Source organism: Cohnella phaseoli (genome assembly GCF_003386235.1).
Taxonomy (GTDB): Bacteria; Bacillota; Bacilli; order Paenibacillales; family Paenibacillaceae; genus Cohnella; species Cohnella phaseoli.
The window spans coordinates 187,360-213,032 of sequence record NZ_QRDZ01000005.1 but is presented as its reverse complement, the minus strand read 5'-3'; the positions used below and the strand labels follow the sequence as shown (position 1 = coordinate 213,032).

Below are 25,673 nucleotides of genomic sequence, written 5' to 3'. Positions count from 1 at the left end.
TTTTATCGTCTGCTTCCTATTGTATCGGGATGTCCGGCTTGCCACAACTGTTCCGATACGGCGACGGGCCGCCCGGCAAACATCGAAGGCGACTTCGACAGCCGGACGGCCCGTAGGAACTTTAATTAGGGAACTCAATCGAACCCGCACTTATAAAACAACTTAATCGAGCCGCGTGCGCACACTAGCGAGAAAATCGCGAACAGCAGGCCCCAGAAGAGAGCCGGTATGTAGGTCGCTCTGTCCAGGTTGGTCGCGTCTCCGGCGGCCCCCGGCTCCTGCAGCGACATGGACAGAATAATCAGAGCGCTGATTACGGACTCTACCAAGCAGATGAACGCTACGAGCAAGTAATAGCCTTTAATGAGTCCGGGCCGCGACAGCACGACGATCAGGATCGTTAAGATCGCAAAGCCCGCGCACCATGCCGCGCCAAAGCCGTTGCGGACGAACAGCGCGAGACCGACTACCGCAATTGTCGCTATGATGATAAGTCCCGTCCGTTCGCGGCGACGGGAATGAAGGAAGAAGAGCAGCAGCGCGAACAAGGCGGAGCCGAAGTAGCCGGCAAGCGAAATCGGAATGGACTTCCATTGACCGGCGTAAGCGGAGTAAGTCAATCCGCTTTGGTCCGAGTATAAGTGGATATACCGGACGTCTCCGGACAGAAGCAGGGTCGCCAGCGCGTGACACATTTCATGCGCCAGCGTGTCCACGTTGCGGAAGAAATCCGAAAACGGAATCAATCGGGTAAGGAATGCCGCTATTCCGAGGAATAGGGCCACGCGGAGCCATGACTTAATTACAATCCCCTCCTTAAGAGGTATATCGAAGCTTGAATTCAGCCGGGCCTTCCGGTACTCATGTAGGCCCTCCTACACTCCGTTCCTCACTCCCTAGCTTCCTCCAACCTTCTTGGTGCTCGAAACGCTTCAATCACCCGCATTATACCATAGAAGGCGAGGAATAAGACCATGAATCCTGCAGCGTAGCGATACATCCCCCCATACCCGGCCGTGGACGCAATCGCGCCCAGCACGAACGCTCCCGCGGCAACGCCCAGATCGGTCGAGTTATAGAACAGGCTGTTGGCCGCTCCGTACTGCTCGGGAGAGGAGGAGCGCAGCATCCATGCCTGCAACGTCGGCTGAATTGCCCCGAAGCCGAGTCCGTACAGCAGCGCGGATACGATAAGCATCGGCAGCGACGTCGCATAGGACAGCACCGTTAAGCTGGCGATGACGCAGACGACGGCGGGAATCAACACGGCGGCATGTCCTTTGCGGTCGAACAGCCTTCCGGAGACGGGACGTACGATAATGATCGTCACTGCGTTAAACAGGAAGAAAAGTCCAATCTGGTCCAAGTGGACCGACTCTCCGTACAGCGCGATAAAACTCAGCACGCCCCCATAAGTTACCGCCAGCAGGACGTTCAGGAACGCCGGAAACAGCAAGCGCCGGTCGATCCCCGTCTTTCCCGAAGCGCTCCTCGCAACTGCCTGTCTGCCTTTCGCCGGGACCGAACGCGTCAGAAGCAGCAGCGGGAATACGAGCAGCAGCGTAATCGCCGCCGTGAAGGCAAGCGCATTAAACCCTGCCTCGCGGAAAACATTCAGTCCGATCATCGGACCAATCGACATTGCCAGGCTTGTGGACAAGCCGAAGTAGCCGATTCCTTCACCCATTCGTTCAGACGGAATCATCTGCGACACTAGCGTCGGCAGCACCGTGCTCGCCATTCCGAAGCCGACTCCGTAGCCGACGCGGAGCAGCAGCAGCGATCCGATTGAATCGGCCAGAACGTAGACTACGGTAAAAACGACCGCGATTGCAATTCCCGTATACAGCAGTGCTCCTCTGCCGAATTTCCGCATCAATGCCGCCGTCAGAAAACGGGCCGCGATCGCGGACAACGCGAACAAGCTCGTCACGAGACTTACAGTAAGATCACCCGCTCCGTAATCGTTTTTGACGTAAGTCGGGAAAGCGGACAGCATCATTTGCAGGTTCAGAAACAACAAGAGAGAGCTTATCGTCAGAGCGATAAAAGCTCTCGTCCATAATTGCGTTTTCGGTTGCTGACGTTGCATGTTTTCTCCTACTCTCTCTCTAAGATGTCTTTCGTATAATGATCGATTCGGATCAGCAGCCGCATCAAGGTTTCGTATTCTTCCTCGCTCATGCAGCTTCGAACGTCTTCGTTCGACTTTATCTCGATCGGCAGCGTCTCCCGGATCAAATTTCGTCCTTTGTCCGTAATGCCTACCTGGAACGAGCGCCGGTCGCGCTTGTCGGTACGTCTGGCTACAAGCTCTTTCCGTTCCAAATGATCAAGTATTCTCGTTGTCGTAGGGCGATCCTTGCCCGCTCGCTCGGCGATTTCTTTCTGAATGAGGCCGTCGGCCAGATCTACCTGATACAAAATCGACCATTGCTCCGGCGTAATGTCGAAGCGTTTCAGCCTGCTCTGAAACAGCGCCGACGCTTTGCGATACGCCGTTCCAAGCATAAAACCGACCGAACGCTGAAGATCGTAACTAGAGCTGTCTGTCATCTCCTACTCACCCTCGCATAAATAGTTGCTATGACAATTATATTCTTGGCAACTATTTTTGTAAAGTGTCTGAGCGCAGTAAATCGGAAACTCAGAACCTGGCTTCAGTAGGCCGCCGAGCCTTTTTGTACGATTTTTCGTATATACTCCAGCTTCGAGCCACAGGTTTAACGCACATTGAATGATTCCTCGTATAAAAAGCCAACCTATGTCGGCCGGTCTCGGCTAATTTGTATGACGCATCGTACAAAACTCATAAATTCGGCACCGTGCCAACCCAACTTGTGCGAAAAGAACATACAATATGCCCGGTCCCATTCCCGCGTCCTTTCCCTCGCCCTCGTTCCTATCCAATCAGAGGTGCTTGCTTAAGAAAAAACGGCCCCCGCCGGAAAGGCGGGAGCCGTTTGGATAAAGCCTGCAAATGAGCCGCTTAGTTGCGCGGCAGCTCGATGGAAACTTCGCGTCCGGATTCGGCGGAACGAAGCACGCCGTCGATGATTGCCTGCTGGATCAGAATTTGCTCGCCCGGAATCGGAGCGGGACGGCCGTCGCGTACCGCTTCGGCGAAATCGCGCACCTTCTCGTCGAACAGGTTCAGCTTGTGCTCGATCAACGGAATCGGCGTCTGCGTGTGGCCGCCGTATTCGTCGTGATAGAGCGTAATCGAGCCGACCGAGCCGTCCCATACGCCGGACCAAGGACCGGTGCCTGCCGACGTGATCTTGAGTCCCGCATCGGTGCCGAGGAACATCGTCGCGCCGAGCGAATCCATATGCATGGCCCACGAAATTTTGAACTGCAGCACGAGATCGTTCTCGAAGCGCACCATCGCCACGCCGAAGTCTTCTACCTCGAACTTGGAAGCTTCAGGATGGTAGAGGGGATTACGGCCAAAATGGTTCGATGTGAAAGCCGAAACGGTCAACGGACGAGGGTAGCCCAGCGCATTCAGCGCCATGTCCAACGAATAGCAGCCGATGTCGGCCATTGCGCCGGCTCCGGCCAGCTTCTTGCTGATGAACGTTCCGCCCGGCATACCGCGACGACGGCCTCCGCCCGTCTCGGCGTAGTACACGTTGCCGAGCCGTCCGGATTGCACGATATCCTGCAGCAGCTTCATGTTCGGGTCATAGCGCGGCTGGAATCCAATCGTCAGCATATTGCCCGTCTCGCGAGCGACTTGCGTCATCTCCAGCGCTTCGGCCAGAGTAACCGACATCGGCTTTTCCAGCAATACTTGCTTGCCGGCTTTGAGAGAGTCAACCGTTGTGATGTGATGCGAGACGTTCGGCGTACAGATGCTGACGCCGTCCAGGTCCTGCTCCAGCAGCTTCTGATGACCGTCGTAGGCCGCCGCGCCAACAAGCTGCAGCGACTCCACGAATTCCGCCGCCTTGCCGGGAATGACGTCCGCGACCGCGACGATTTCTACGAACGGCAGCTTCTGATATGCCGCTACGTGGGCTCTGGCAATGCCGCCGCTTCCAATAATGCCTATACGCAGATGTTTGCTCATATGCTCGCTTCCTTTTCTCAATGGGAATGGGACGCCGCACCATGCTCTCCGGCATGTATTTTGCGGTATGCGCTTGGCGTCACTTCGTATTTGCTCTTGAACACCGGGTACAAATAATTCGGATTGGCATAGCCGTGAGCGATCGCGATCTCTTCGATCGCCTTGTCCGTAAGCAGCAGCTCCGAGCAAATCGCCGTCAATCGGGTATGCTCCAAATAATCGCGGAACGTCGTCTGCCCTTCGCTGCGGAAAATGCGCTGCAGCTGTCGCGAGCTGATCCCGATCGCCTCTGCGACCTGTTCCAGGGAAATCGGCATACTCTCGTTGTCTTGAATGTATTGCGTAGCCAACTGGTATCTGTGAAAGCCCATATCCCGTTCCGGAATTCCGGTTCTGCCGTCCGCTCCGTCCAGCGCGCGAACGGTGCGCAGCAGGATTTGCACGATCGCCTGCTTGAGCAGCGTATAGAAGCCGATCGGCTGTTCCTCCCAGATCCGGTACGCCTCCAGAAACCCGTTCATCGCATGAAACCTGTCGACCACCGGCGCAGCCGGAAGACGGCCCAGCGCAGCGATACAATCTCTCGCCTCCGCCGCCTCCAACTCGTCGCCCCAACCGGTCGGCTGAACATCCGCTTCCAGCGGCACAATTTCCAGATGAAGACACAGCTCATGCATGGGTTCGTCCGGGGCGGACTCCTGGTAGTGCAGCATATCCGGTCCGGTCAGATAAAACAGGCCCTCGTGAAGGTCGTAAACCTGGTCGCCGAGGATAACCTTGCCTTTGCCTTTCGGAATAAAATGAAATTCGTACTCCGAGTGCTTATGAAAGGGAATAATATGTCCGGGCGGAAAAGAGGCTAAATGACAGCGCAGCACGCGAATTCCGTAGCCGCCCCAACGAAATTGCAGATCCAGCCGGTCAAGCGCATCCTGTCTCTCCGCCATTCGGGCGTAAGGGAACGGCCCCGCGCTTCCGGAAGCTTTGCGATCCGCCTGTTTTTTGCGATTCAATTCGCGTCCGTCCTGGCGCTGATCCGTATGCATGTCGCTTCCCCCTTTTCCGCCGGTCGTTCGTTATTCCGCCAACTCGTCGATCCGAACCGCGCGTCCTTGTGCCGCCGAAATCGTGGAAGCCTCCATTAGCTTGGTCAGATCGACGGCTGCGGCGATGTTTTCCACGGCGTCCGTACCTTGGTTGACATGCTCCACCCACTGGCTGAATGCGAAGGGCAGTCTGTCGTCCAATTGCAGCTTCTCCCACTGATCGCTTCCGCCATTGTAGCGAACGACCGGAACCTCATCCGGGAAGCCGTACAACAGCGTGCCTTCGGTTCCGTGAAGCTCGATGGAGAACGGAGAATGGCTGTTCACGAAGCCCGCCTCGACGATGCCGACAGCGCCATCCGCATAGCGCAGTACGGATACCGCATTATCTTCGACTTCTTTGCCTGTGACATAGCCGAAGTTTGCGCTAACGCTTTCGGGCATGCCCAGGAAATGACGGACAAGATACATCGGATGACAGCCGAGATCGATCAGAGCGCCTCCGCCGCACTGCTCCTTCGAATAGAAATGCGGAGGCAGCCAATTGGCAGTCGCGCCGTTATGCGATAAACGTACCCGTGCCATCGTCAGCTTGCCGAGCTTGCCGTCCCGCAGCACGCGGTCGATTGTTTGCGTATAGCCGTCGTAGAGGCGCGGCAGGGAAACCGTCAGCTTAACGCCCGCTTCGCGAACCGCCGCCAAAATCTCCGACACTTCCTTCGCCGTAGGAGCGACAACCTTTTCCGTAAAAATATGCTTGCCGGCTTTCGCCGCTTTTACCATCACTTCGCGATGAATATTCGTCGGGGCGTCCACAATAACGGCGTCGATCCCGTCCTGAGCCAGCATCTCGTCAAGCGACGCATAGTACGGCACTCCGTACTGTTCCGCCTTGGCTTGTCCGCGTTCCGGCTGCTCGTCCCATATCGCCGCCAGCTCCGTCCCGGGATGCTCCAGCGCCTGTCTTGTGTAATCGTCTGCGTGAACGTGCCAATAACTGATTTTACCTATTCTAATCATCGTAAGCCTCCTTGGCTATTGACTTAAAATATACGACAACACGATCAGATTACACAACTTTTATTGCTATTATAATGAGTTTTCGTGCCATTTAAACTATAAAATAACGACATAAAATCATGAAAAGACCCTCTCTTGATTGTGTTCGCGCGAAGGGATACGATGAAAGGAAGCAACTAATCCGACTCGCCAAAGGAGATTTCCCCCATGAATGAACTGAAAACGAGGATTCACGACCATATACAAGCCTATTCAAGCCGACTCAAGGAGATCGCTTCGTTCGTCGGAGCGAACCCGGAGCTGGGACACGAGGAAAAGCAAGCCTCGGCTCTGCTCGCATCCGAGCTGGAAAAGCTGGGCTTCCGGGTCGAACGGGGCGTGCTCGGGCTGGCAACCGCGTTTATCGCCGAATACGCCTCCGGTGCGCCAGGACCGGTCGTCGCCTTGCTTGCCGAGTACGACGCGCTGCCGGAAATCGGCCATGCCTGCGGCCATCACCTGATCTGTACCATGGCGTTGGGAGCTGCCGCCGGACTTCGCGCGGTGGCGGATCAAACGGGAGGCACGATTCGCGTCTACGGCACGCCTGCAGAGGAAACAAAGGGCGCGAAAGTCGACATGGCCGCAGCCGGCCTGTTCGACGATTGCGACATCGCGATTATGGCGCACCCTTATCACAGCTATGAGCGTTCCGGTTCGTCGCTGGCCATCGATGCGCTGCAATTTGAATACCGGGGCAAATCCGCCCACGCGGCCGCAAATCCGGAGCTGGGCATCAACGCGCTGGACGCCGTGATTCAGCTATTCAACTCGGTGAACGCCCTGCGCCAGCAAACTCGCAGCGACGCCCGCATTCACGGCATTATCTCGCACGGGGGGCAGGCCCCGAATATGATTCCGGACTATGCCGAAGCTCGCTTCTATGTTCGCGGAGCGACGCGAGCCTATGCCGACGAGCTCGCCCGCAAGGTCAAAGCTTGCGCCGAAGCGGCCGCGATCGCAACCGGCTGCTCGCTGTCCGTCAGCAACTATGAATATTCCTATGACGAGCTGCGGACGAACGAGGCGCTTTCCGGCGCTTTTACGGCAAATCTGCTCGCAAACGGAATCCCGGAAGCCGACATTCACAGCGCGCATGACAACGGCTCGCTCGATCTCGGCAACGTAAGCCTGCGCTGTCCCGCCGCGCATCCCTACATTAAGGTCGTAGACGCTCCCTACGAGCTGCATACGATCGAGTTCAGAGATGCCGCCCAGACCGATCCAGCTTACGAAGCAATGGTCTTCGGAGCGAAGATGCTCGCTTCCACCGCCTGCGACGTACTGACGGACGCTTCGCTGCTTCGTCGCATCAAGGAGGAATTCGCGGCGAGTCAGGCGTAAACTTTGTCGAATTTGCAAGGTTAGATTATCCGTTTTCAGCCCTAGTTTAGCACCGCTTTAGCCGGGTGAAGGATGCAGAGCATCTCTTCTCCCGGCCTTTTTGCGTTCGTTTGCAGCCGTCTGATGACGCATTCCGCTCCTTTTACTCTGAAGTACGTTAAAAAATGTAAAAAATCATTTTTTTGTCCTCTCGTTTTCTATGCCCATGTCCATTAAAATCTCACATGCTTACGGGAAAACGCATCCCCTCTAGTCCCGAAGCCGATGAACAGGCTCCAGGCTGCATAGCAAACAGACACAGCATTCCATCCGTCGGAAACGGGAGGTGTTTGTCGAAAACTCTGTAAGCGTTTACATTAATTAATCCCATTAATCGTTTATGAAGAGAGGAGTAATGACGCTATGATTAATCGGCTTTCTCGCGTTACATACGCGAAAATAACGGCACTGATATTGAGCTTTGTTTTGATTCTCTCCCCGGGTTTACCGTTCTTGCCGGATTCCACGGCCTCTGCGGAAGCTACTTCACCTCCAAGTAATCTTAAGGTAGATAGCTTCACGCATAACACCGTTACCTTGTCCTGGGATTTGGTAGATGGGAATACTCCCGATGATGGCTATAACGTCTACGGAGCAGACGGCAAGTATTATACATGGATATCAGAACCACCGGCAGTAATCGGCGGCTTGAAAGCTGAAACTGAATACTCATTCTACGTTACCGCAGGCTTAACCGGTCTGAAAAGCAACATCGCTACCGTAACGACCGAGGCTGACCCAGGCGGCTACCCGGAGCCTCCCTTGCTCCCGCCCCACAACTTGAGAGTGACCGACGTTACCGAGTCCGGCATCACGTTTAACTGGGAAGGCACTCCCGGCGCAAACGGCTATGACGTGTACGTCAACGGAGGCTGGAAGACAGGCGTATGGGATGGCTCCAACAGCTACATGTTTCCCGTCGATACTTCGGTCACTGGAGCGGTCTATTCTTTCTACGTCTCAGCCCAGAATCTCCCTGCCGTCTCGGCACCCAGCAATGCAATCAACTTAACGTTGGGACAGCTTGAAGCCCCGCACGATCTTCAGGTGATTACGGCCACGAAGTCAGTTGCTATGCTCGGTTGGGCGCCAACGCCCGGCGCTACCAGCTATGATATTTATCGCGATGGCGCTTTGATCGGCACTAGCGATTCGAACCGCTATGTCGCCGTCGGCTTGACGGAAGATCAATCCTATTCCTTCAAGGTCATTGCAAAAAATCGGCTCTGGAGCTCGCCAGACAGTGAGAGCCGCATCGTTAAACCGGGAAGCCATTACAACATCGTCACCTACTACACCTCCTGGTCCGTATTCGAGCGCAATTTCATGCCGGAAGATGTTGATGTCACGCAATTAACCCATATCAATTACGCCTTTTCGGATTTATGCTGGAAGGGCTTCTCCTCCAGTGGCCGTCCTTGTCAGAATCCGAACATTCCGCTTCAAGCCGACTATGTCTTCGATGGAGAAATGGTTATCGGTGACGGGGAAGTCGACATCGATAATATGGCCCGGCTGAATGCCCTGAAAGCCGACAACCCAAATTTAAAGCTGATTGTATCGGTTGGCGGCTGGTCTTGGTCGGATCATTTCTCCCGTATCGCCATGGAGGAGAAAACTCGCCGCGCCTTTGCCAACTCCGTGGTTGATTTTCTACGGGAATACGATCTGGACGGACTTGACGTCGACTGGGAATATCCCGTCGCAGATGGCGAGCCAGACAACTCCCGAGATCCAAAGGATAAGGAAAACTACCCGCTGATGATGAAGGTCCTTCGCGAGGCGCTTGATGCAGCAGGCACCGTAGACGGAAAATACTACTTACTTACGATCGCCTCTGCGCAATCGGACGCTTTCGTCGTAAATGCCGATTTGGCTAATTCCTCGGTTTATCTCGACTTTATTAATATTATGACCTACGATTATGCTGGAAAGTGGGAGCAACTTGCCCTCCATAACGCACCGCTCTACTACGACCCGAATCATCCCAAGGATTCAGGACCGCGGCTTAATGTCGCCGGAGGCGTCGCAGGGCATTTAGACGGAGGAGTTCCTCCCTATAAGCTCCTGCTTGGTCTACCGTTCTACGGACCGGGATGGCTCAACTGTCCAGAGCCGGGTCAATTCCAAGTGTGCGAAGGCGGTGACGTACCTGCCGGAGAGAAATTCGGTACTTACGAGACATTCGCTTTCGATTACACCGACCTGGAAGAAAACTATGTAGACAAGAACGGTTACGTCAGGTATTGGAATGACGTTGCGAAGGTTCCGTATTTGTATAATAGCGAGAAGAAACGTTATATTTCCTACGACGATGCGGAGTCTTTCTTTCATAAAACCTCGTTCGTCAAATCGCTTGATCTGGCCGGAGTCATGAGCTGGGACATTAGCGGAGACCGCAACCGCACGCTGACGACAGCTATCGCCGACGATCTGTCAATCGGCTTGGCCGCTCCGACAGGTTTGAAAGCAACGACTGTAGGAGCGAACAAGATTGGCCTTGCCTGGAACGCCTCCCCAGACGATGACACGACAGGCTATGAGGTTTATGTGGACCGTACCCGGACTACTTATACAACCGGGACCGACTTCACTATAACAGGCTTGACGCCTAAAACAACCTATGAAATTCGAGTGTTCGCAGTAGCTAAGGACAATGGCCAGACGACGGCAATTTCCCCTGCCGATAAAATCCAGGTCACGACCACCGCGGCGCCTTCCTCTAGCAGCGGCGGCGGGGGAGGCGGCGGAGCTCCATCCGAACCGGATACGAGCGGCATCGGCGACCCTGACGCCAATCGGTTGAAGTCGACGACGAAGACGGAAAACGGCAAGACGATCGTAAGCTTAAAAACCGACGAGGCTGTCAAAGCAATCAAGGAAGCTAAATCGGCGAAATCACAAATTGTCGTTGTATCCGATGCAGCCGCTGTGGAGACTTTGATCTCCAAGGAAGTGATTCAGGCAATCGGCGACAAAGGGCCTTCCGGCCTGCTCTCCCTGATCGTGAACGGAGTCGAATTCAGCATCCCGATTCGGGCGTTAAAGCTCGGTGAAGACGTGATCAGCGTACGAATTACGATTGGCACGCCGGATCAGGCGACAATAGACGGTTTGCGCGAAGCCGCGAAAGCAAGAGGAGCGTCCGTGCTTGCCGGTCCGCTGGAATTTAAGGTCGAAGCCGTCTCTTCCGGAGATAAGGTTGCCGAGATCAAAGATTTCGGATCGGTCTATGTCAGCCGTATATTCACTTTGGATAGCAAAACGAAAGTGAATCCAAAGCTTGCGTCAGGCGTGCTATATGATCCGCAAGCAAAATCTTATCGTCACGTGCCGACCCTCTTCACCATTCATTCCGATGGAACGGCGACGGCCGAATTGAAACGAACGGGCAACAGCATATACGGGATCGTACAGGCGAAGCAGTCGATGTTCCTCGACGCGAATCTCCCCTGGGCCAAAGACGACATCGAAAAAGCCGTTGCCAGAGACATTGCTACCGCGGACTTCGACCGAGTGTTCGGAGCGAAAAAAGATATTACGCGCGGAGAGCTGGTCTCCTTGATCGTGAACGGATTGGGGATCCTTCCGGGAGAAAAAGGTTCGCCGTTCAAGGACGTCGGTGGTCACACCATGTATGGATGGGAAATCAGTGCCGCTTCGAATCTGGGTATCGTCAACGGCAAAACGGCGAATACCTTCGATCCGATGGGAATGATTACGCGGCAGGAGATGGCAGCCATACTTGAACGAGCAATGAAGTTTGCCGGTTCCCAGACGAACGCTACGCCGGAGGTGCTGTCGCCGTTCGACGATCGTTCCGACGTCGCTCCGTACGCGCGCTCTGCCTTGGCGCTTCTGGTCAAAGAGGACATTATGAACGGCGTATCGCCGACCGCTCTTGCACCCAAAGGAACGCTAACCAAGGCGCAAGCGACCGTTGCCGTTATGAGAATGCTGCGCGCGCTCAAGCTCTCCGACTAAACCGGCATACCGACTCCTCTATTCCGTTACTTTTCGGAGTAGAGGAGTTTTTTTCGAAGCTGTCTCTATGTATTTTGTACATTTTATCCGATATATGTCATAAGACTATCCGACGCCGGTCATAAGGAGACAAAAACATGCTGAACAACATCTCGATCAAGACCAAGCTGCTCGTTTTACTGCTTGTCCCTTTAGTTTTATTTGCAGCTGCAGGAATTTATTTACTCCAACTGAACGCGTCGAATATTAACAAGCTGGATAACGTGCTTTATGCGACGAGCACCCGCTCGCTCACTCTTGTCCTTAACGCAGACAGAGATATGTATCAGGCTTTAACCGCCTACCAGCAGCTAAGCTCCGCTTTTGTATCCCCGGAGGACAAAGAAAAGGCCAAAGCCGATTTCGCCGAAAATGTGCAACAAACGAACGATCGCATCGACCAAGCGCTGAAGATCGTGACGGAGCAAGGCATCGCTCATCTCACCCACGCCAATAGCGGCAAATCGATCAGCGACACTATTACAGAGGTTGACCGCATGTTTAATGAATGGGTCAAGCATACAGAAGCCCAAATTCAAGCCGGAAACTACTCCATTGCGAAAGAAGCGGAGCTGCAGCGGGAATTTGATGAAGCGCGAGGCAACATTAACGATTTCGGAGAAATCCTCGAAGATTATGCTTTGCAGCAAGTTGAAACGATCAAGGATGATAATGGGCAGACGACTTTGATGACCTATATTATCATGATCACGGAATGGATTTTGCTGTTATCGCTGGGCTTCTATATGATCCGCAAAATCAGCCGTACGGTTGCTATTGTGCAGGCCAAGACAAAACAAGTAGCGGACGGAAATCTGCGCTACGAGCCTCAGGCCAAATACGACAAAGACGAGCTAGGGCAAATTCTGCTCTCGGTCGATAGCATGATCGGCAAAATGAGAGGGCTTATCGGCGCAATCGCCGGACATGCCGAAGAAGTCGCCAGCGCATCGAATCAGTTGGCCGATAGCGCCAGAGAATCGGCTTCCGCTTCCAGTCACGTAGCGGAGAACATCCAACTCGTTTCTACGCTTGTCGAGACCCAGACGGGCATTGCTCGCGAATCCAACATGGCCATGGAGGAAATGGCGATCGGCGTTCAGAAAATCGCCGACAGCACCAACGTCATCTCCGATCATTCGGCGAAGACGAACGAAATGGCCGACAATGGCAAAACGATGCTGGCCGCTTTGATCCAGCAGATGGAACAGATGGCGACGACCATCGCCAACCTGAACGTCAGCGTCGCCATTCTCAGCAAGAAGTCGGACGAAATCGGCTCGGTTACCGATAAAATTACCGCCATCGCCAACCAGACCGGGATTTTGTCGCTCAACGCTTCGATCGAGGCTGTACGCGCCGGCGAGCACGGCAGAGGGTTTGCCGTTGTCGCCCAGGAAATTCGCAAGCTGTCCGCGACTTCCCTGGAATCCGCGCAGGCCATTCACCAGCTTATCGACGATACGCGCGGCGAAATCGGCCAAGCGTCCGCCCATATGAGAGAAACGGTGACCCGCAGTGAGCAAGGAGCCGGCGCCTTGTCCGAGGTAGCGCAAGGCTTCGAGTCCATCGTATCGTCGATCAAACAAATTTCCCGGCAGCTCCACGATACTTCGGCCGTAACGGAGCAAATGTCCGCAAGCTCCGAACAAGTATCCGCGAGCCTGGATACGTCCGCTACCTCCGCGATGGACATATCGGCCAAAGCCCAAAATATATCCGCGGCTACGGAGGAACAGCTTGCCCTTTCGGAGAACATCGCCTCCGCTTCGGAGCAGCTGCAAGACATCGTAGGTCAGTTGAACGGCTCAATTCGTTACTTCAAACTGTAGATAGAACCGCTTACCTAGATTAAGCTGCGAATACGCATAATTGAGGCGGAGGGGGAGCTTTGCTCCTTGCTCCGCCTTTTTTTGTTCGCCTGTTCTTCCCTGGCGAATTCTGCTATTGTAATAGGGATAATCTTGGAAGGAGCGACATCCTTGAGCAAACTGCGTTTACTTTTCCTTCTCGTTCTTGCTCTGGCCTTAACCGGTTGCAGCGATGTACTGTCGCAAAAAACGCTCACAAGCGGAGCGGCACAAACCGAATATGATCATGAACTTATTTTCCCTAGCGACACCTATCCCGAAACGGCACTGCACATTCTTGGGGCAATTGAACAGGGCTATTCCAGCGTCTGTACGATAGACCGGGGCGGCGCGGGGGACAACCGCAAGCAATCGCTGGCCGGCATCGATACACGCAAAGGATACGATCGGGACGAATGGCCGATGGCTATGTGCCAGGAGGGCGGCAAAGGCGCTAGCGTCGCCTACGTCGAATCTCGCGACAATCGCGGCGCGGGAAGCTGGGTCGGACATCAACTATCGGCTTATGAGGACGGCACGAAAGTTTTGTTCATCGTTGAAAAGCCCAAAAAGCTGTTCCCGGATCAACCTAGCCCCGCAACAGCGAACCCTCCCGCCAAATCGTCTCCCGCAAAGGAAACCGTCGTCTACTCAAGCTGCGCCGAAGTACGCAAAGCCGGTAAATCGCCTCTTCGCAAAGGAGATCCGGGCTACTCCCTCAAGCTGGACCGGGACGGCGACGGAGTCGCTTGCGAGTGATAACTGTCAGAAGGTAAAAAAATCCGAGGTCATCAGAACCGATGGCCTCGGGATTTTTTTATTTTCCTGGCGATGACGCTGACGCATTTCGTTCATGCAGCTGCGGGGGATACGCCTTGGAAGGGCTATGGCACTCTGACAGGAGCGGCAAATTTCAATCCACGCATCCGCGAGGGATGCGACTGATCGCCGCAATATCATGTTGATTGTCGCATCGTATTCCAATCCACGCATCCGCGAAGGATGCGACTGCAAGTCACGATACAGGAGGTCGACATCAACCGATTTCAATCCACGCATCCGCGAGGGATGCGACAAGTATTTTGTGCCTATCATCTGCCAGGTCGAATTTCAATCCACGCATCCGCGAGGGATGCGACGATCTGGTAGACTCTGTAAAACACTCTCTGATAATTTCAATCCACGCATCCGCGAGGGATGCGACACATCCGTGGGCGGCTCTTTCCATCCTTCTTTCATTTCAATCCACGCATCCGCGAGGGATGCGACTACGTAATCTTGCTGGACGGCCGCCCTTATCGGAATTTCAATCCACGCATCCGCGAGGGATGCGACAGAGCAGCCATTTGAGAGCAAAAGCCGCAAAGGATTTCAATCCACGCATCCGCGAGGGATGCGACTATGGCCTCGCAGAATTACGAGCAGGGCATGAAATTTCAATCCACGCATCCGCGAGGGATGCGACATCAAAGCCCCTCCTATGCGACCAGTCGAGGACATTTCAATCCACGCATCCGCGAGGGATGCGACTGCGATCCGGCAGCCGATTCGTTTTCAGATGCCGATTTCAATCCACGCATCCGCGAGGGATGCGACTAACACAAATTCAGCCTGTTCAAAGGCGAGGAAATTTCAATCCACGCATCCGCGAGGGATGCGACACTCTTTGTTCAAGAGATGGATAGAGCAGAATCGATTTCAATCCACGCATCCGCGAGGGATGCGACTTCATATAATCTAATGCAAAGCGCGTTAGGAACATTTCAATCCACGCATCCGCGAGGGATGCGACGCACATGTCCGATAAATGCGGTGTTCTGACGGACATTTCAATCCACGCATCCGCGAGGGATGCGACAGCGATTTTGAGACTTACAAACGTAGAAACCACCCGTTTTGTACCCAAAATACGCAAAAATACAATCTAATCCAAGCCTAACACACTCAGAATGTAAATTTCCACCAAGGAATTTCGCCTTTTTCTGGTGCGAATCCCCCCGGAAAATCATGTGAGCCTCACATTCGCACCATAATTCGCACTAACAACAATCTAAGGACCGTTTGGATTCATCCCTACCAATTTATTTCTAAAGGTTCACCAGACCCTTACAACTCCAAACTCTCCGCCTACTCTACCTTTAACGGTCCGTCAGACCCTTACAACTCCAAAATCTCCACCGACTGCACCTTTAACGGTCCGTCAGACCCTTACAACTCCAAAAACTCCGCCTACTCTACCTTTAACGGTCTGTCAGACCCTTACAACTCCAAAATCTCCACCGACTGCACCTTTAACGGTCCGTCAGACCCTTACAACTCCAAAAACTCCGCCTACTCTACCTTTAACGGTCCGTCAGACCCTTACAACTCCAAAACCTCCACCAACTGCACCTTTAACAGTCCCGCAGACCATATACCAGCCATAAATCGGCCATAAATTAGCTACAAACTAGCCAAAAACTAGCCACAAACTAGCCAACGACTCCCCCGCAACAATTAGCGCACTCCCTTACTCCGCTGAATAATCGTCCCAAGTGCTCTGAAGGTCCTGGAAGAGCTGCTCCCGCCCGATCCGCTTGCCGATGTACGCCTGAACCTGGACGGCCATCTGGTAGGTGTTGGCCTCGTAGCCGGGATAGCGCTGCCACATCCATGGCAGGATTTTGTTCTGCTCGATATAGGTCTCGACGTCTGCCGCCAGCGGTCCGATCTGCTCCTTACTGAAGGGGATACTCTTAAAAGGAGGAATAAATCGGACATCGGCGAAAAACTTCCTCCCTTCAGCGGAAGAGACGAGCCAGTTCAGAAAAGCTTTCGATTCCCGCTTCACCTTGGAACTGCGGCTAATGACCCAATAGTTCGGCACGCCGACCTGCAGCTTGTCCATCGCTTCGCGCTTGTCGTTGATCGGCATCGGTAGCAAGCCGATGTCCATGCCGGGATTGAGCTTGTCCATCATTCCCTGCACCCATACGCCTTGCTGCATCATCGCAGCTTTGCCTTCCGCAAAGTTGGTGACCTGCGACGTATAGTCCGTCTGCAGCGGGTTCGGTTGGCCGAATTCCACGGTCAGGTCGATCAAGTCGGTCCAATTGCGCAGCACCGGGTTAGCGGTCAGCTTCTCCCGCCCCGTTCTGACATCCTCGACATAGGCAATCGGGTCCGGCTGCAACGCAAAAGCCACGTTCACCAAATGATTGCCGACGACCCACCGCTCCGCGTAGCCATTCTCGAACGGCTGTATGCCCGCCCTCTTCAGCTTGATCGCCGTATCCCGCAGCTCTGTCAGCGTCACCGGAAGCTTCGTAATACCGGCCCGTTTAAACAAATCTTTATTGTAGACAAACCCCCAACCCTCGATTACGAGCGGCATCCCATAGATCGCGCCATCCTTCGTAATCGCCGGCTTTGTCAGTTCCAGCATATCGTCCACCCACGGCTGGTCCGTCAAGTCTTCCAAATGCTCCTGAAAAAGATCGAGATCGGAATAGCCCGCCACGAAGAAAATATCCGGCCTGTCGCCGGAGTTGAACTTCGTCTTCAGCCCGGCCCCGTAATCGCAGCCGCCTCCGCACGTCTCGACTTCTATATTTACGCCGGTTTCCACCGCGTACTGCTTAACGAGCGCATCAAGCTGCTCGGACATTTCCACTTTGAAATTGTAGAGCTTGATTACGGTCCCCTTCCGATCTTCCTGATCGGTTCCGGCGCCGTCTCCGAAATGAGTTTGTCCCTCGCTTCTGCCGAAGCCGCACGCAGACAAAGCGAGCAACAGCAGAACAACCGTCCAAATTCCCAAGCCGCGCATCCGCATCTGTGTCTGCCGCCCCTCTTTCCCGTTTTCCGTGCCTTCATTTTTTTCGTACCTACATTATACACGTTGCATCCCGCAAATCATTCTGCCCCGCCCAGCGTCAACTCCCACACAGCGGCAATAAGGAGCAAACCGCTGCAACAGCGGCCTGCCCCTCGCTTCCTATTTATTGCGTTACCGTTTATTTCCCTTCCTTCCAGGCCCTATTATCGCGGCCAACGCTCTTCCTTGCTCATCAAAGGCGCGAACGTTTGATGCGGCTCGCTCTGATACCAGTAAGCGACCGTTGCAACATCGTCCTGCCTCTCGAACAATCCCTTCTTGTACACGCCAATCTGCTGAACCGTCACCTTGATATCCTCGTAAAAACGGATCGGATCGAGAATATGCCAACGATAAAAGCCGCGCATCGGCGGAACGTCGTCGTTATGATACGGGTTGTGCACAAGATCGTCGTGGTTCGAGTAGTACGGGTAGCCCATGTACGGCGTGCAATAGGTGTTTTCGACCGTTTTGCCGTCCTTCTGCGTGGCAAAGCTCCATGCGCCGCCGAAGTAATCCTCGGTGCCGGTGCCGCAAATCGTCGGATACTCGTCGTCGCCGTCGATGAACATTTTGACTTCTCCTTCGCCCCACCAGTGCCGTTCCAGCGTCGTCAGCGCCATGTAAGTCCCGACGTACTGACCTCGGCCCTTCACATTGTCGAGGATGACGTAGTCCTCCTGCTTGTTGGTAAGCCGTTGCCGCTTCCATTGCGCATGGAAGTACGCCGTATTCTCCGGAAGCTCGTCATGCAGGCAGTAATCGACTTGGTAAAAGAAAGCCGGGATCGCGGACTCGTGCTGATTCTCGATCGTAATTTTCGCTTTTTTGCGGAACGGCATCGGGAAGTAGCAGTTGAAGCCGCGCGTCGGATTCACGACAATCGGAATCGAGTTGACCGTACAGCCTCTGGCGAAGCCGTTGCAGAAGAAGTCCCCGAGCGGGCTTTCCACGGAAGGCTCGGTCTCGTCGTCCCAATACATCCGCAGCACCAGATCGCGCAGAACGTAAGTATCCTTCTCCGTCTGGTCGGTTACGGTCACCCAGATGTGTTCGATGATGCCCGGGCCTTCCATTTCCGCCAAAGTGACGGTTGCGCCGGCAGCAACGTCCCGCAGACAAGGCGAGCCTTTGCGGGAAGGACCGAGATGACTGGCGGCCATGCCGCCCTTGCCTTTTTCCCCGTAGGGATTTTCCGCGTTGATGGCCCGGCTTCTTCCGCTTTTCAGCAGCGGCAGCGCAGTCAGGCCGCCCATGAATGGATTGTCGATCATAATGTGCAGTCTCCTTTAGATGAGATAATTAAACGGGATTACCCTTTGACGCCGCCCGCCATAATGCCTTCCATGATTTGCTTCTGGAATACGGCGACGAAAATAATAATCGGCAAAATGATAATCCAGCCCATCGCGCTGACGAGATCCCACGGTACGGCGTACATATTGTCTCGCAGCGGCAGTTGCGTAATCGCCGTCGACAGCACCGAGATGCCGTTGGAATAGAAAAGCGGCGTAAAGAAGTTGTTCAAGCACGTTATGAAGTTCACGATACATACGGTCGCCAGCGCCGGTCGGAGCAGCGGCAGCGTCACATAATATAGCGACTGGAAAAAGCCGCAGCCGTCGATCGAAGCCGCCTCTTCAATGGAGACCGGAATATCCTTAAGATAGTTTTGCAGGATGAGAATCGTAAACGGCAATATGCCGCTAATGTACAAAACAATCAATCCGGAATACGTGTCGTACAAATTTACATAACGCAGAAAGTCGTACAGCGGACGCGCAGTGACGATATCGGGAATAAGCATGGACGCTAGCAGGAACGCCGCCGCAAGCGTTAACCACCTGCTCTTGAAGCGAGCAAAGCTGAAGGCAGCCATCACGGAGATCACCATCCCGACGAGAATCGAAACGCCGACGATGATCGCCGTGCTGCCGATTTTCTTCATCAGACCGACGTTGTCGATCAAATACTTGTAGCTGTCCAGCGTCGGATGAAGCGGCCAGTACCGGATCGGCTTGGAGAACAGCTCACCCGCCGGCGTAATGGAGGAAATGAAAATCCACCATAGCGGAAACAGAATGAGAAACGCCACAACGGCTGCCAGCAACCACTGGAATCCACGGAGAATCAATGGACGTGAAAACTTGGAAACCATATTCGTTCGCTCCTTAATAATCGACGCGTTTGGCGGCCTTCATGCTGAGACCGCTGAGCAGAGCCATCACGATAAAGAGAACGACGGCGATCGAAGCCGCATAGCCCGTATTCAGGTTCGTGAACGCCTCCGTCGTTATCCGATAAGCGATAAGCGCGGTACTCTCGCCCGGCCCTCCGCTCGTCATCGCGTAAACGACGTCGAAGGAAGTAATTCTCCACATCGTGAAGAAGATGCTGAGCACCCATATATTTTTCGAAAGCAGCGGTAAAGTGATGCGGAAGAAGGACCGGATCGGCCCTGCACCGTCGATCTTGGCCGCTTCGTACATGTCCGAAGAGATAAATTGCAAGCCGGCGAGAATGAGAATGGCGAAGAACGGCAAGTCCTTCCATAGGTCGACGGCAATGACGGCATAGCGAGCTGTATTCGTATGAATAAGCCAGTCCATGCTGAACGACGGGTTAAACCACCGTACGAAATCGTTGATCAAGCCATAATCGTTGTTGAACGCCCATTTCGAAGCCATGGCAATGACGACCATCGGCATCGCCCAAGGCAGCAGCACGATTGTGCGCAGCACCTTCTGGGCTTTGATCTTCATGTTGAGAATCAGTGCTAGAGCAATGCCCAATACAAGATGCCCGATCATCGATCCGACCACGAAAATGACCGTAAACTCAATCGAAGTCAGCATCTTGGAATCGTGAAATATATCGATATAGTTGCGGAAGCCGACGAATTCGTGCAGTCCCCGAAGCAGCTTAATGTCGTAAAAGCTGACTCGGAACGTCTCGAGGATCGGGTAAATCGTGGTAAACAATCGAATCAGCAGCGCCGGGAGGACAAGGACCCAAGCCAGGGTCAAATATTTTCTGCTCAAGTACATGGCAAAGCGCCTTTCCTTTGGAGTATCGATGCGAGCGGCGGCTCGCAGGCAAGGGCTGGGTGAGCAATCGTTGCTTCGATCAGCCTACAGCCGATTGCCTTGCGGAACCGCGCCTGTCGAGCCTGCCTTATTTGTATCTTTCGACGGCTTCCTGAGCCTTCGCGCAGAATTCATCCAGCGTAATTTTGTCCTGAATGTAGTTTTGGAACAGCGTGCCCATCTCGGAGATGAACTCCATCGTCTGCGGAAGCATAGGACGGCCGCGAACTTCGCTTGTCTGTTGAATCTGCGTGTACACTTCCTTGATATCGCCGGACACCGCTTCGTTGGCGGCGGCATCGGCTCTTGCCGGATATTTGCCGAAGTATTTCCAGCCGCTTAATTCGCCGTCTACGCTCGCTGCATATTTCAGGAACTTGGTCGCCGCTTCCTTATTTTTCGAAGACGAGTTCAGTACAAAGCTCCACGAATCGGTGAAAATGCTGCGCTTGGCGAATTGCGGCATGTTGATCATATGGATCTGGTCTTTACCGTAGCGGCCAGCTTGTTCATAATCCGTACCTGTGCCCCACATAAATACCATCCCGTATTTGCCGTCGATGAACTTCTGATTCATCTGCTCGTACTTGTCGGCGATCTGATCGACCGGCGTTACTTTCCACGTGTTGGCCATATCGTACATGAACTGAACGGCTTTGCGACTGCCCTCGTTGCTCCAGTCGAAGTAGTCTCCGCCGAACAGGTTCACGAAAGTCGCGATTTCGTTAAACACGTACGTCTTTTCCCAAGAACCGCCGTAGCCGTATTGTCCGTCTTTTGTCGTGGCTTTCAAAAATTTGACGAAGTCCTCTTCGTTCTCGATCGAAGTCATCCCGACTTCATCGAGCTTCTTCTGGTCGACCCATAGGCCGAGGTATCCGGAGTAGCTCGGCACGCCGATCACGTCGCCCTTGGACGAGGTCAGCATATCCTCCATATAGCCTTTGGGAAGCTGACTGTAGACGTCCGCGGTCAGAACGGTATCCTGCAGCGGCTCCAGCCAGTTCGCATTTTTGAAGGACGTCGCCATCTCGTCGTTGACCTCTAAAATATCTACCGAGCTGTCGCCCGACGACAGAATGGTCGAAACCTTCTGCTGACGCGTATCCGAATCGGTCGGGGCGGCTACCCAGTTAATTTTGACGCCGCTTTTCTCCTCCGCTTCCTTCAGCCACTCCTGAAAGCCCGGCTTGGTAGACTGGATGGTATAGAGAGTAATCTCATCCTTACCCTCCGACTTGCTGTCGGAACTGGAAGCGGGGCTCGACGAAGCGGCTCCGGTGCCGGTCGAGGCCTTGTCGGAGCCGGAACTCGAACAGGCCGATAATAGGACGGCAAATGCCGTGATCGTTGCCAAAACAAAGGATGTTGTCTTTTTCACGTGTATTCTCTCCCTTTTCATTTTGAACTTCGCGGCGAACCCGGAAGGTCCGGAGCGCTTCGTACAACTCAAGTATAGGAGAGCGGCAATTGCGAAAATACAACTGATATTGATCAAAAATGTGTAAGATTGTGAGGTGCCTTGAACTTTAAAAGAGGCGGTGTTAGACTGAAAGCCAACTTCCGCAGACAGGAGAACCGCTATGAAAATCCGCAGCAGCATCCGGTACAAGCTGAGCGTTTTTCTGTTGATATCCATCATCGTTCCGATCGCCGCCTCCATCTTCCTTTCCTTTTTCTACACTAAGCGTTCCCTGAAGGAAGACGCCATCCGCGAAAACTCCAATATCGTACACCAGGGCGCGACCAGTCTGATCAGTCAACTGAATCAGATGAACAATCTGTCCCTGTCCGTCTATACGAATGTCCATGAGTCCAGCAGTCTGTACAACATTCTCAGTCGGGGACGCAGCGACTTCATGGTCGAACGGAACCTTTACTCCGGCCTGCACGCCATCGAGCAATCCGCAAAGGAAGTTCAGCAAGTGTATTTGTATTCCGATCTGGCCGATCAATCGTATTTGCTCATTAACGGTTTTCTGAAGCGCGATGTCGGCCAGACAGGCCTTGAAGGCCATTATGTCCAGCCCTTGAACAAGGACGATCCTTATTTCGAGCCGCCGCATGTCTCCCATAACTACGGGATGGAGGAGTTTCCCTATAGTCCGGTCAACACAGTGCTGACGATTCATCGTCCGGTGTATCGCGCCCCGCTGAAGGAGCGAATCGGGGTGCTATCGATTGACTTTAAGCTGGACAGGCTGCGCAACCTGAGCGATATGCTGTATGACAAAGGCAACGAGCATCTCTACCTGCTTGACGACACCGGTACGACCGTCTACTCCTCCGAGACTGAGTGGATCGGACAGAAACCGCCTCATAGCTGGCTGCAGCACGCTCGCTACAACTTGTTTCAATCGGGCTATTTTGACTGGAAGGATGACGGTTTTCACGGAATTGTGATTTATGAGAAATTTGAGCTAATTGGCCGGGTGTGGACGATTGCCAAGCAAATTCCGAACGACTACCTTTACTCCAACGCCTCGCGGGTGCTGCGGATCAATATGATTTTGCTGGTGTCGTTTCTGGTCGTGGCTATCGCGGCAACGTTGTTCGTCTCCGTTAAGCTGACCGCTCCGATCAAACGACTGACCGAATCGATCAAGAAAATCAAGCTGGGCAAGCTGAAGCTCGACATCTATTCGGATCGCAGCGACGAGGTTGGCGTGCTCGGTCATACGATCAAAAATATGGTGGATACCATCGATAATCTGATCATGCGCGAGCTGCGGCTGGAGCTGGCCAACAAAAACAATCAGCTTAAGGCGCTGCAAGCGCAGATCAACCCGCATTTTATTTACAATTCGCTGCAATCGATCGGCTCCGTGGCGCTGCATCATCAGGTGCCCAAAATTTACGAGCTGACCTCCTCGCTCGGAGCGATGATGCGCTACAACATGAACACGGAAGAGTCGGTTGTCCCGCTGTATAAAGAAATCTCGCATGTCGAAGCCTATTTGGAATTGCAAAAACAACGGTTCAAAGAACGGCTGAGCTTCCGGATGGTGACCGAGGGGGCGGATCTTGCATTCAAGATGCCGAAAATGATTTTGCAGCCTCTCGTGGAAAATTGCTTTAAACACGGCTTCGAAAACAACAGCGGGCCGCTGGAAATTACGCTTGTCTGCCGGAGCGACGACGAAGCGCTGCGAATCGTCATCGAAGATAACGGGCTGGGCGTTCCGCCGGAACGCATGCGGCAGCTTGTCGAGACTATTGGACAAGGGGAAACCGATAGCGATTCGGACGGCAGCATCGGCCTGATCAACGTCATCTCCCGGCTGCGGCTGTACAATGGAGAGGAGTCGCAATTGCTCGTCCGCAATTTGGAGCCGGCCGGCTTCTCCGTCACCTTGATTATCCCGGTCAGAAAGGAGGGCTCATCCACATGAAGGTGCTGATTGTCGACGATGAACAGGATGTAAGAGACTCGATCCGGCTGCTTGTTAATTGGGCTGAATTCGGAATCACGCACATCTTGGAGGCTTCCGACGGCGCGGCGGCGATGGAGCTGATTCGCAGCGAGAAACCGGAAATTATTTTTACCGATATGAAAATGCCGAACGTGGACGGAATCGGGCTGCTGCAGTGGATCGAGACCGAAGCCCCCGAGTCCAAACGCATTGCGGTCAGCGGTTACGACGATTCGATGTTTATTCGCAAGACGATGAAGCATGGCGGGCTCGACTATTTACTGAAGCCGATTCAGCGAGGCGAGCTGCTGGAGGCGCTGCGGAATGCCGTCAGCTCTTGGCGGCAGGCGGAGGAGAACCGTCGCTTAACGATTCAGAAAAACGTGGAGATTAATCAGACCAAACCCGTCTATTGGGACAAGGTGCTGACGAAGGCGGTCTCGCAGGAAGGCTATTATCGAACCGTTGCCGAGGAGCTGCAATCGGCTTTCGGCTGGGCGGACGTGCGCGAGTGCCAGCTCGTTATGCTGCTGACCGATCCGCTGCCGCGCGCCATGATGGAGAAGTTCGGGCATAACCCGGACCTGCTCTATTTTCTGATGACCAACATCTGCAACGAAATTCTCGGCGCGGCCAAGAACGGCTATGCGTTTAAGCATACCGACCCGAACTACGGCATTGTGCTGCTGTGTACGGGCGATCTCGCTTCTCTGCCGGACAAGCTCGCAACGATGAACGAAGCGCTCTACCGCGTTCTTGACGCGCGGTTCTATTTTGCCTGCGGCGCGGCTCAGCGGTTCCCGGATCGGATCGTCGCAGGCTTCTCCCAAGCGTTGCAGACGGCCCGCTCGGTATCGTTTAGCGGCGACGGTCGCTGGATTCGTCCTTACGTCGAGACGGCTGCTCCCGCCGAGAAGCGCGTCGTGCTGGCCGAGTACAGCGAAAGCATGATCGTCGCCGTCTTCAGCGGAGATCGGCAGCGGATCGAAACTGCACTGACCAACTGGATGCAGGCGATCGGACAGCTTCAGGCCGTCACCTGGGATCACCTCAAATATTGGCGGTACGAATTCGAATTGATGTACAACCGGCTGCTGGAAAAGCTCGACTACGCCGGCGATAATCCGCCTCCGCCGCTGCCTCGTCGTCTATTCCTGTTGGAGAAGGACGGCAGCATTTCCTTGCCGGAATGGAGCCGAGAATGGACGGAAGCTCTGATGCGCATCGCCGAGGCGTTGAAGCTGAATCGGCAGCAGGAGCACAATGCGATCCACGCCGTCAAAGCGTTCGTCGATACGCACTATCGTCAAACGCTGTCCCTGCAGGAGATCGCAAGCCGCTTCTTCCTTAGCCGGGAGTACTTGTCCCGCAGATTCAAGCAGGTGTACAACGAAAATCTATCCGAATACATCGAACGGGTGCGCATCGAGAACGCCAAAGTGCTGCTCCAGAACGATCAGTATACGATTGCGGCGGTGGCCGAGATGGTCGGCTATCAGGACGGCCGCTATTTCAGCAAAATTTTCGGCAAGCTTACAGGCATGACGCCTCGGGAATATCGGAAGGGGCTTGTGGACGGGGGATAAACGAGAGATCTCAATTCGCACAAGGGGACTGCGTCATAAGTAAAGTTTACGCCGAGCGAAAAAACTTCCGTGCGGGAAGTTAGCCGGAAAATCGTACAACGCAGCTCGAATCAGACTCAAACGACGGACATTTGTAGGAATAATCGTACAAAGTGACTCCACCCAGGCTCAAACGACGAACGTTTGTAGGAAAAATCATATAAAGCGACCATAATCAAAGGATGTGTGCCACTAAAGCATTTTCGATGCTCGCCTGTTCCATCCTCCAAACCTTGATTATGATATAATTTGGGAAA

Annotated in this window: 17 protein-coding genes, 1 pseudogene and 1 CRISPR repeat array; of the genes and pseudogenes, 7 read left to right on the top strand and 11 right to left on the bottom strand. The window is 53.9% G+C overall.

Annotated elements, in window-relative coordinates:
• Positions 1-134: 134 nt before the first annotated feature.
• From DFP98_RS08500 to DFP98_RS08475, 6 genes are all read right to left on the bottom strand, one after another.
• A complete protein-coding gene (locus tag DFP98_RS08500; protein ID WP_281275131.1) occupies positions 135-785 on the bottom strand; it encodes a M50 family metallopeptidase in 651 nt (216 codons plus the stop codon).
• A 104-nt stretch (positions 786-889) separates the two neighbouring features.
• The gene (locus tag DFP98_RS08495; protein WP_116060146.1) at positions 890-2,092 is read right to left on the bottom strand and encodes an MFS transporter; all 1,203 of its coding nucleotides are present in this window, start codon (positions 2,090-2,092) and stop codon (positions 890-892) included.
• 8 nt (positions 2,093-2,100) lie between these two features.
• Positions 2,101-2,556, bottom strand: coding sequence for a MarR family winged helix-turn-helix transcriptional regulator (locus DFP98_RS08490; RefSeq protein WP_116060145.1), 456 nt, complete (start codon positions 2,554-2,556; stop codon positions 2,101-2,103).
• A 433-nt stretch (positions 2,557-2,989) separates the two neighbouring features.
• Entirely contained in the window at positions 2,990-4,075 is a 1,086-nt protein-coding gene (locus DFP98_RS08485; RefSeq protein ID WP_116060144.1) for a Gfo/Idh/MocA family protein, read from the bottom strand.
• Between the two features lie 17 nt (positions 4,076-4,092).
• Complete coding sequence (locus tag DFP98_RS08480) at positions 4,093-5,121, bottom strand: AraC family transcriptional regulator (protein WP_116060143.1); 1,029 nt, start codon at positions 5,119-5,121, stop codon at positions 4,093-4,095.
• A 30-nt stretch (positions 5,122-5,151) separates the two neighbouring features.
• Positions 5,152-6,141, bottom strand: coding sequence for a Gfo/Idh/MocA family protein (locus tag DFP98_RS08475; protein WP_116060142.1), 990 nt, complete (start codon positions 6,139-6,141; stop codon positions 5,152-5,154).
• 207 nt (positions 6,142-6,348) lie between these two features.
• On the opposite strand from DFP98_RS08475, the gene DFP98_RS08470 reads away from it, so the two are divergent.
• From DFP98_RS08470 to DFP98_RS40105, 5 genes and pseudogenes are all read left to right on the top strand, one after another.
• On the top strand, positions 6,349-7,524 hold the full coding sequence (locus DFP98_RS08470) for a M20 family metallopeptidase (RefSeq protein WP_181917570.1): 1,176 nt from the start codon (positions 6,349-6,351) through the stop codon (positions 7,522-7,524).
• Positions 7,525-7,926: 402 nt separating this feature from the next.
• Positions 7,927-11,547, top strand: a complete 3,621-nt coding sequence (locus DFP98_RS08465) for a glycosyl hydrolase family 18 protein (protein ID WP_116060141.1) — start codon at positions 7,927-7,929, stop codon at positions 11,545-11,547.
• A 137-nt stretch (positions 11,548-11,684) separates the two neighbouring features.
• On the top strand, positions 11,685-13,418 hold the full coding sequence (locus DFP98_RS08460) for a methyl-accepting chemotaxis protein (RefSeq protein WP_116060140.1): 1,734 nt from the start codon (positions 11,685-11,687) through the stop codon (positions 13,416-13,418).
• A 132-nt stretch (positions 13,419-13,550) separates the two neighbouring features.
• Positions 13,551-13,997 (top strand): annotated as a pseudogene (locus DFP98_RS40110) (NucA/NucB deoxyribonuclease domain-containing protein); the annotation flags it as partial.
• The gene (locus DFP98_RS40105; RefSeq protein ID WP_246016470.1) at positions 13,983-14,195 is read left to right on the top strand and encodes an excalibur calcium-binding domain-containing protein; all 213 of its coding nucleotides are present in this window, start codon (positions 13,983-13,985) and stop codon (positions 14,193-14,195) included. The pseudogene DFP98_RS40110 and the gene DFP98_RS40105, both read left to right, overlap by 15 nt.
• A gap of 151 nt (positions 14,196-14,346) precedes the next feature.
• Positions 14,347-15,294: direct repeats of the CRISPR family, unit length 32 nt; unit sequence ATTTCAATCCACGCATCCGCGAGGGATGCGAC.
• A gap of 651 nt (positions 15,295-15,945) precedes the next feature.
• Here the strand turns inward: DFP98_RS40105 and DFP98_RS08450 are convergent.
• The 5 genes from DFP98_RS08450 to DFP98_RS08430 all read right to left on the bottom strand — a co-directional run bounded on the left by DFP98_RS08450 (position 15,946) and on the right by DFP98_RS08430 (position 21,759).
• Positions 15,946-17,250, bottom strand: coding sequence for an ABC transporter substrate-binding protein (locus DFP98_RS08450; protein ID WP_116060138.1), 1,305 nt, complete (start codon positions 17,248-17,250; stop codon positions 15,946-15,948).
• Between the two features lie 206 nt (positions 17,251-17,456).
• Positions 17,457-18,566, bottom strand: coding sequence for a glycoside hydrolase family 172 protein (locus DFP98_RS08445; RefSeq protein ID WP_116060137.1), 1,110 nt, complete (start codon positions 18,564-18,566; stop codon positions 17,457-17,459).
• A 38-nt stretch (positions 18,567-18,604) separates the two neighbouring features.
• Positions 18,605-19,450 (bottom strand): carbohydrate ABC transporter permease, encoded by an 846-nt coding sequence (locus tag DFP98_RS08440; protein WP_116060136.1) that lies wholly within the window; start codon positions 19,448-19,450, stop codon positions 18,605-18,607.
• Positions 19,451-19,463: 13 nt separating this feature from the next.
• Positions 19,464-20,339 carry a carbohydrate ABC transporter permease gene (locus tag DFP98_RS08435; protein WP_116060135.1) on the bottom strand — a complete coding sequence of 292 codons (876 nt, stop codon included), beginning with the start codon at positions 20,337-20,339 and terminating at the stop codon, positions 19,464-19,466.
• Between the two features lie 127 nt (positions 20,340-20,466).
• Positions 20,467-21,759, bottom strand: a complete 1,293-nt coding sequence (locus tag DFP98_RS08430) for an ABC transporter substrate-binding protein (RefSeq protein WP_220377070.1) — start codon at positions 21,757-21,759, stop codon at positions 20,467-20,469.
• Positions 21,760-21,961: 202 nt separating this feature from the next.
• Between DFP98_RS08430 and DFP98_RS08425 the strand changes: the two genes are divergently transcribed.
• Positions 21,962-23,770 (top strand): cache domain-containing sensor histidine kinase, encoded by a 1,809-nt coding sequence (locus tag DFP98_RS08425; protein ID WP_116060133.1) that lies wholly within the window; start codon positions 21,962-21,964, stop codon positions 23,768-23,770.
• Positions 23,767-25,377, top strand: coding sequence for a response regulator transcription factor (locus DFP98_RS08420; protein WP_116060132.1), 1,611 nt, complete (start codon positions 23,767-23,769; stop codon positions 25,375-25,377). Before DFP98_RS08425 ends, DFP98_RS08420 begins: the two co-directional genes overlap by 4 nt.
• Positions 25,378-25,673: the final 296 nt, after the last annotated feature.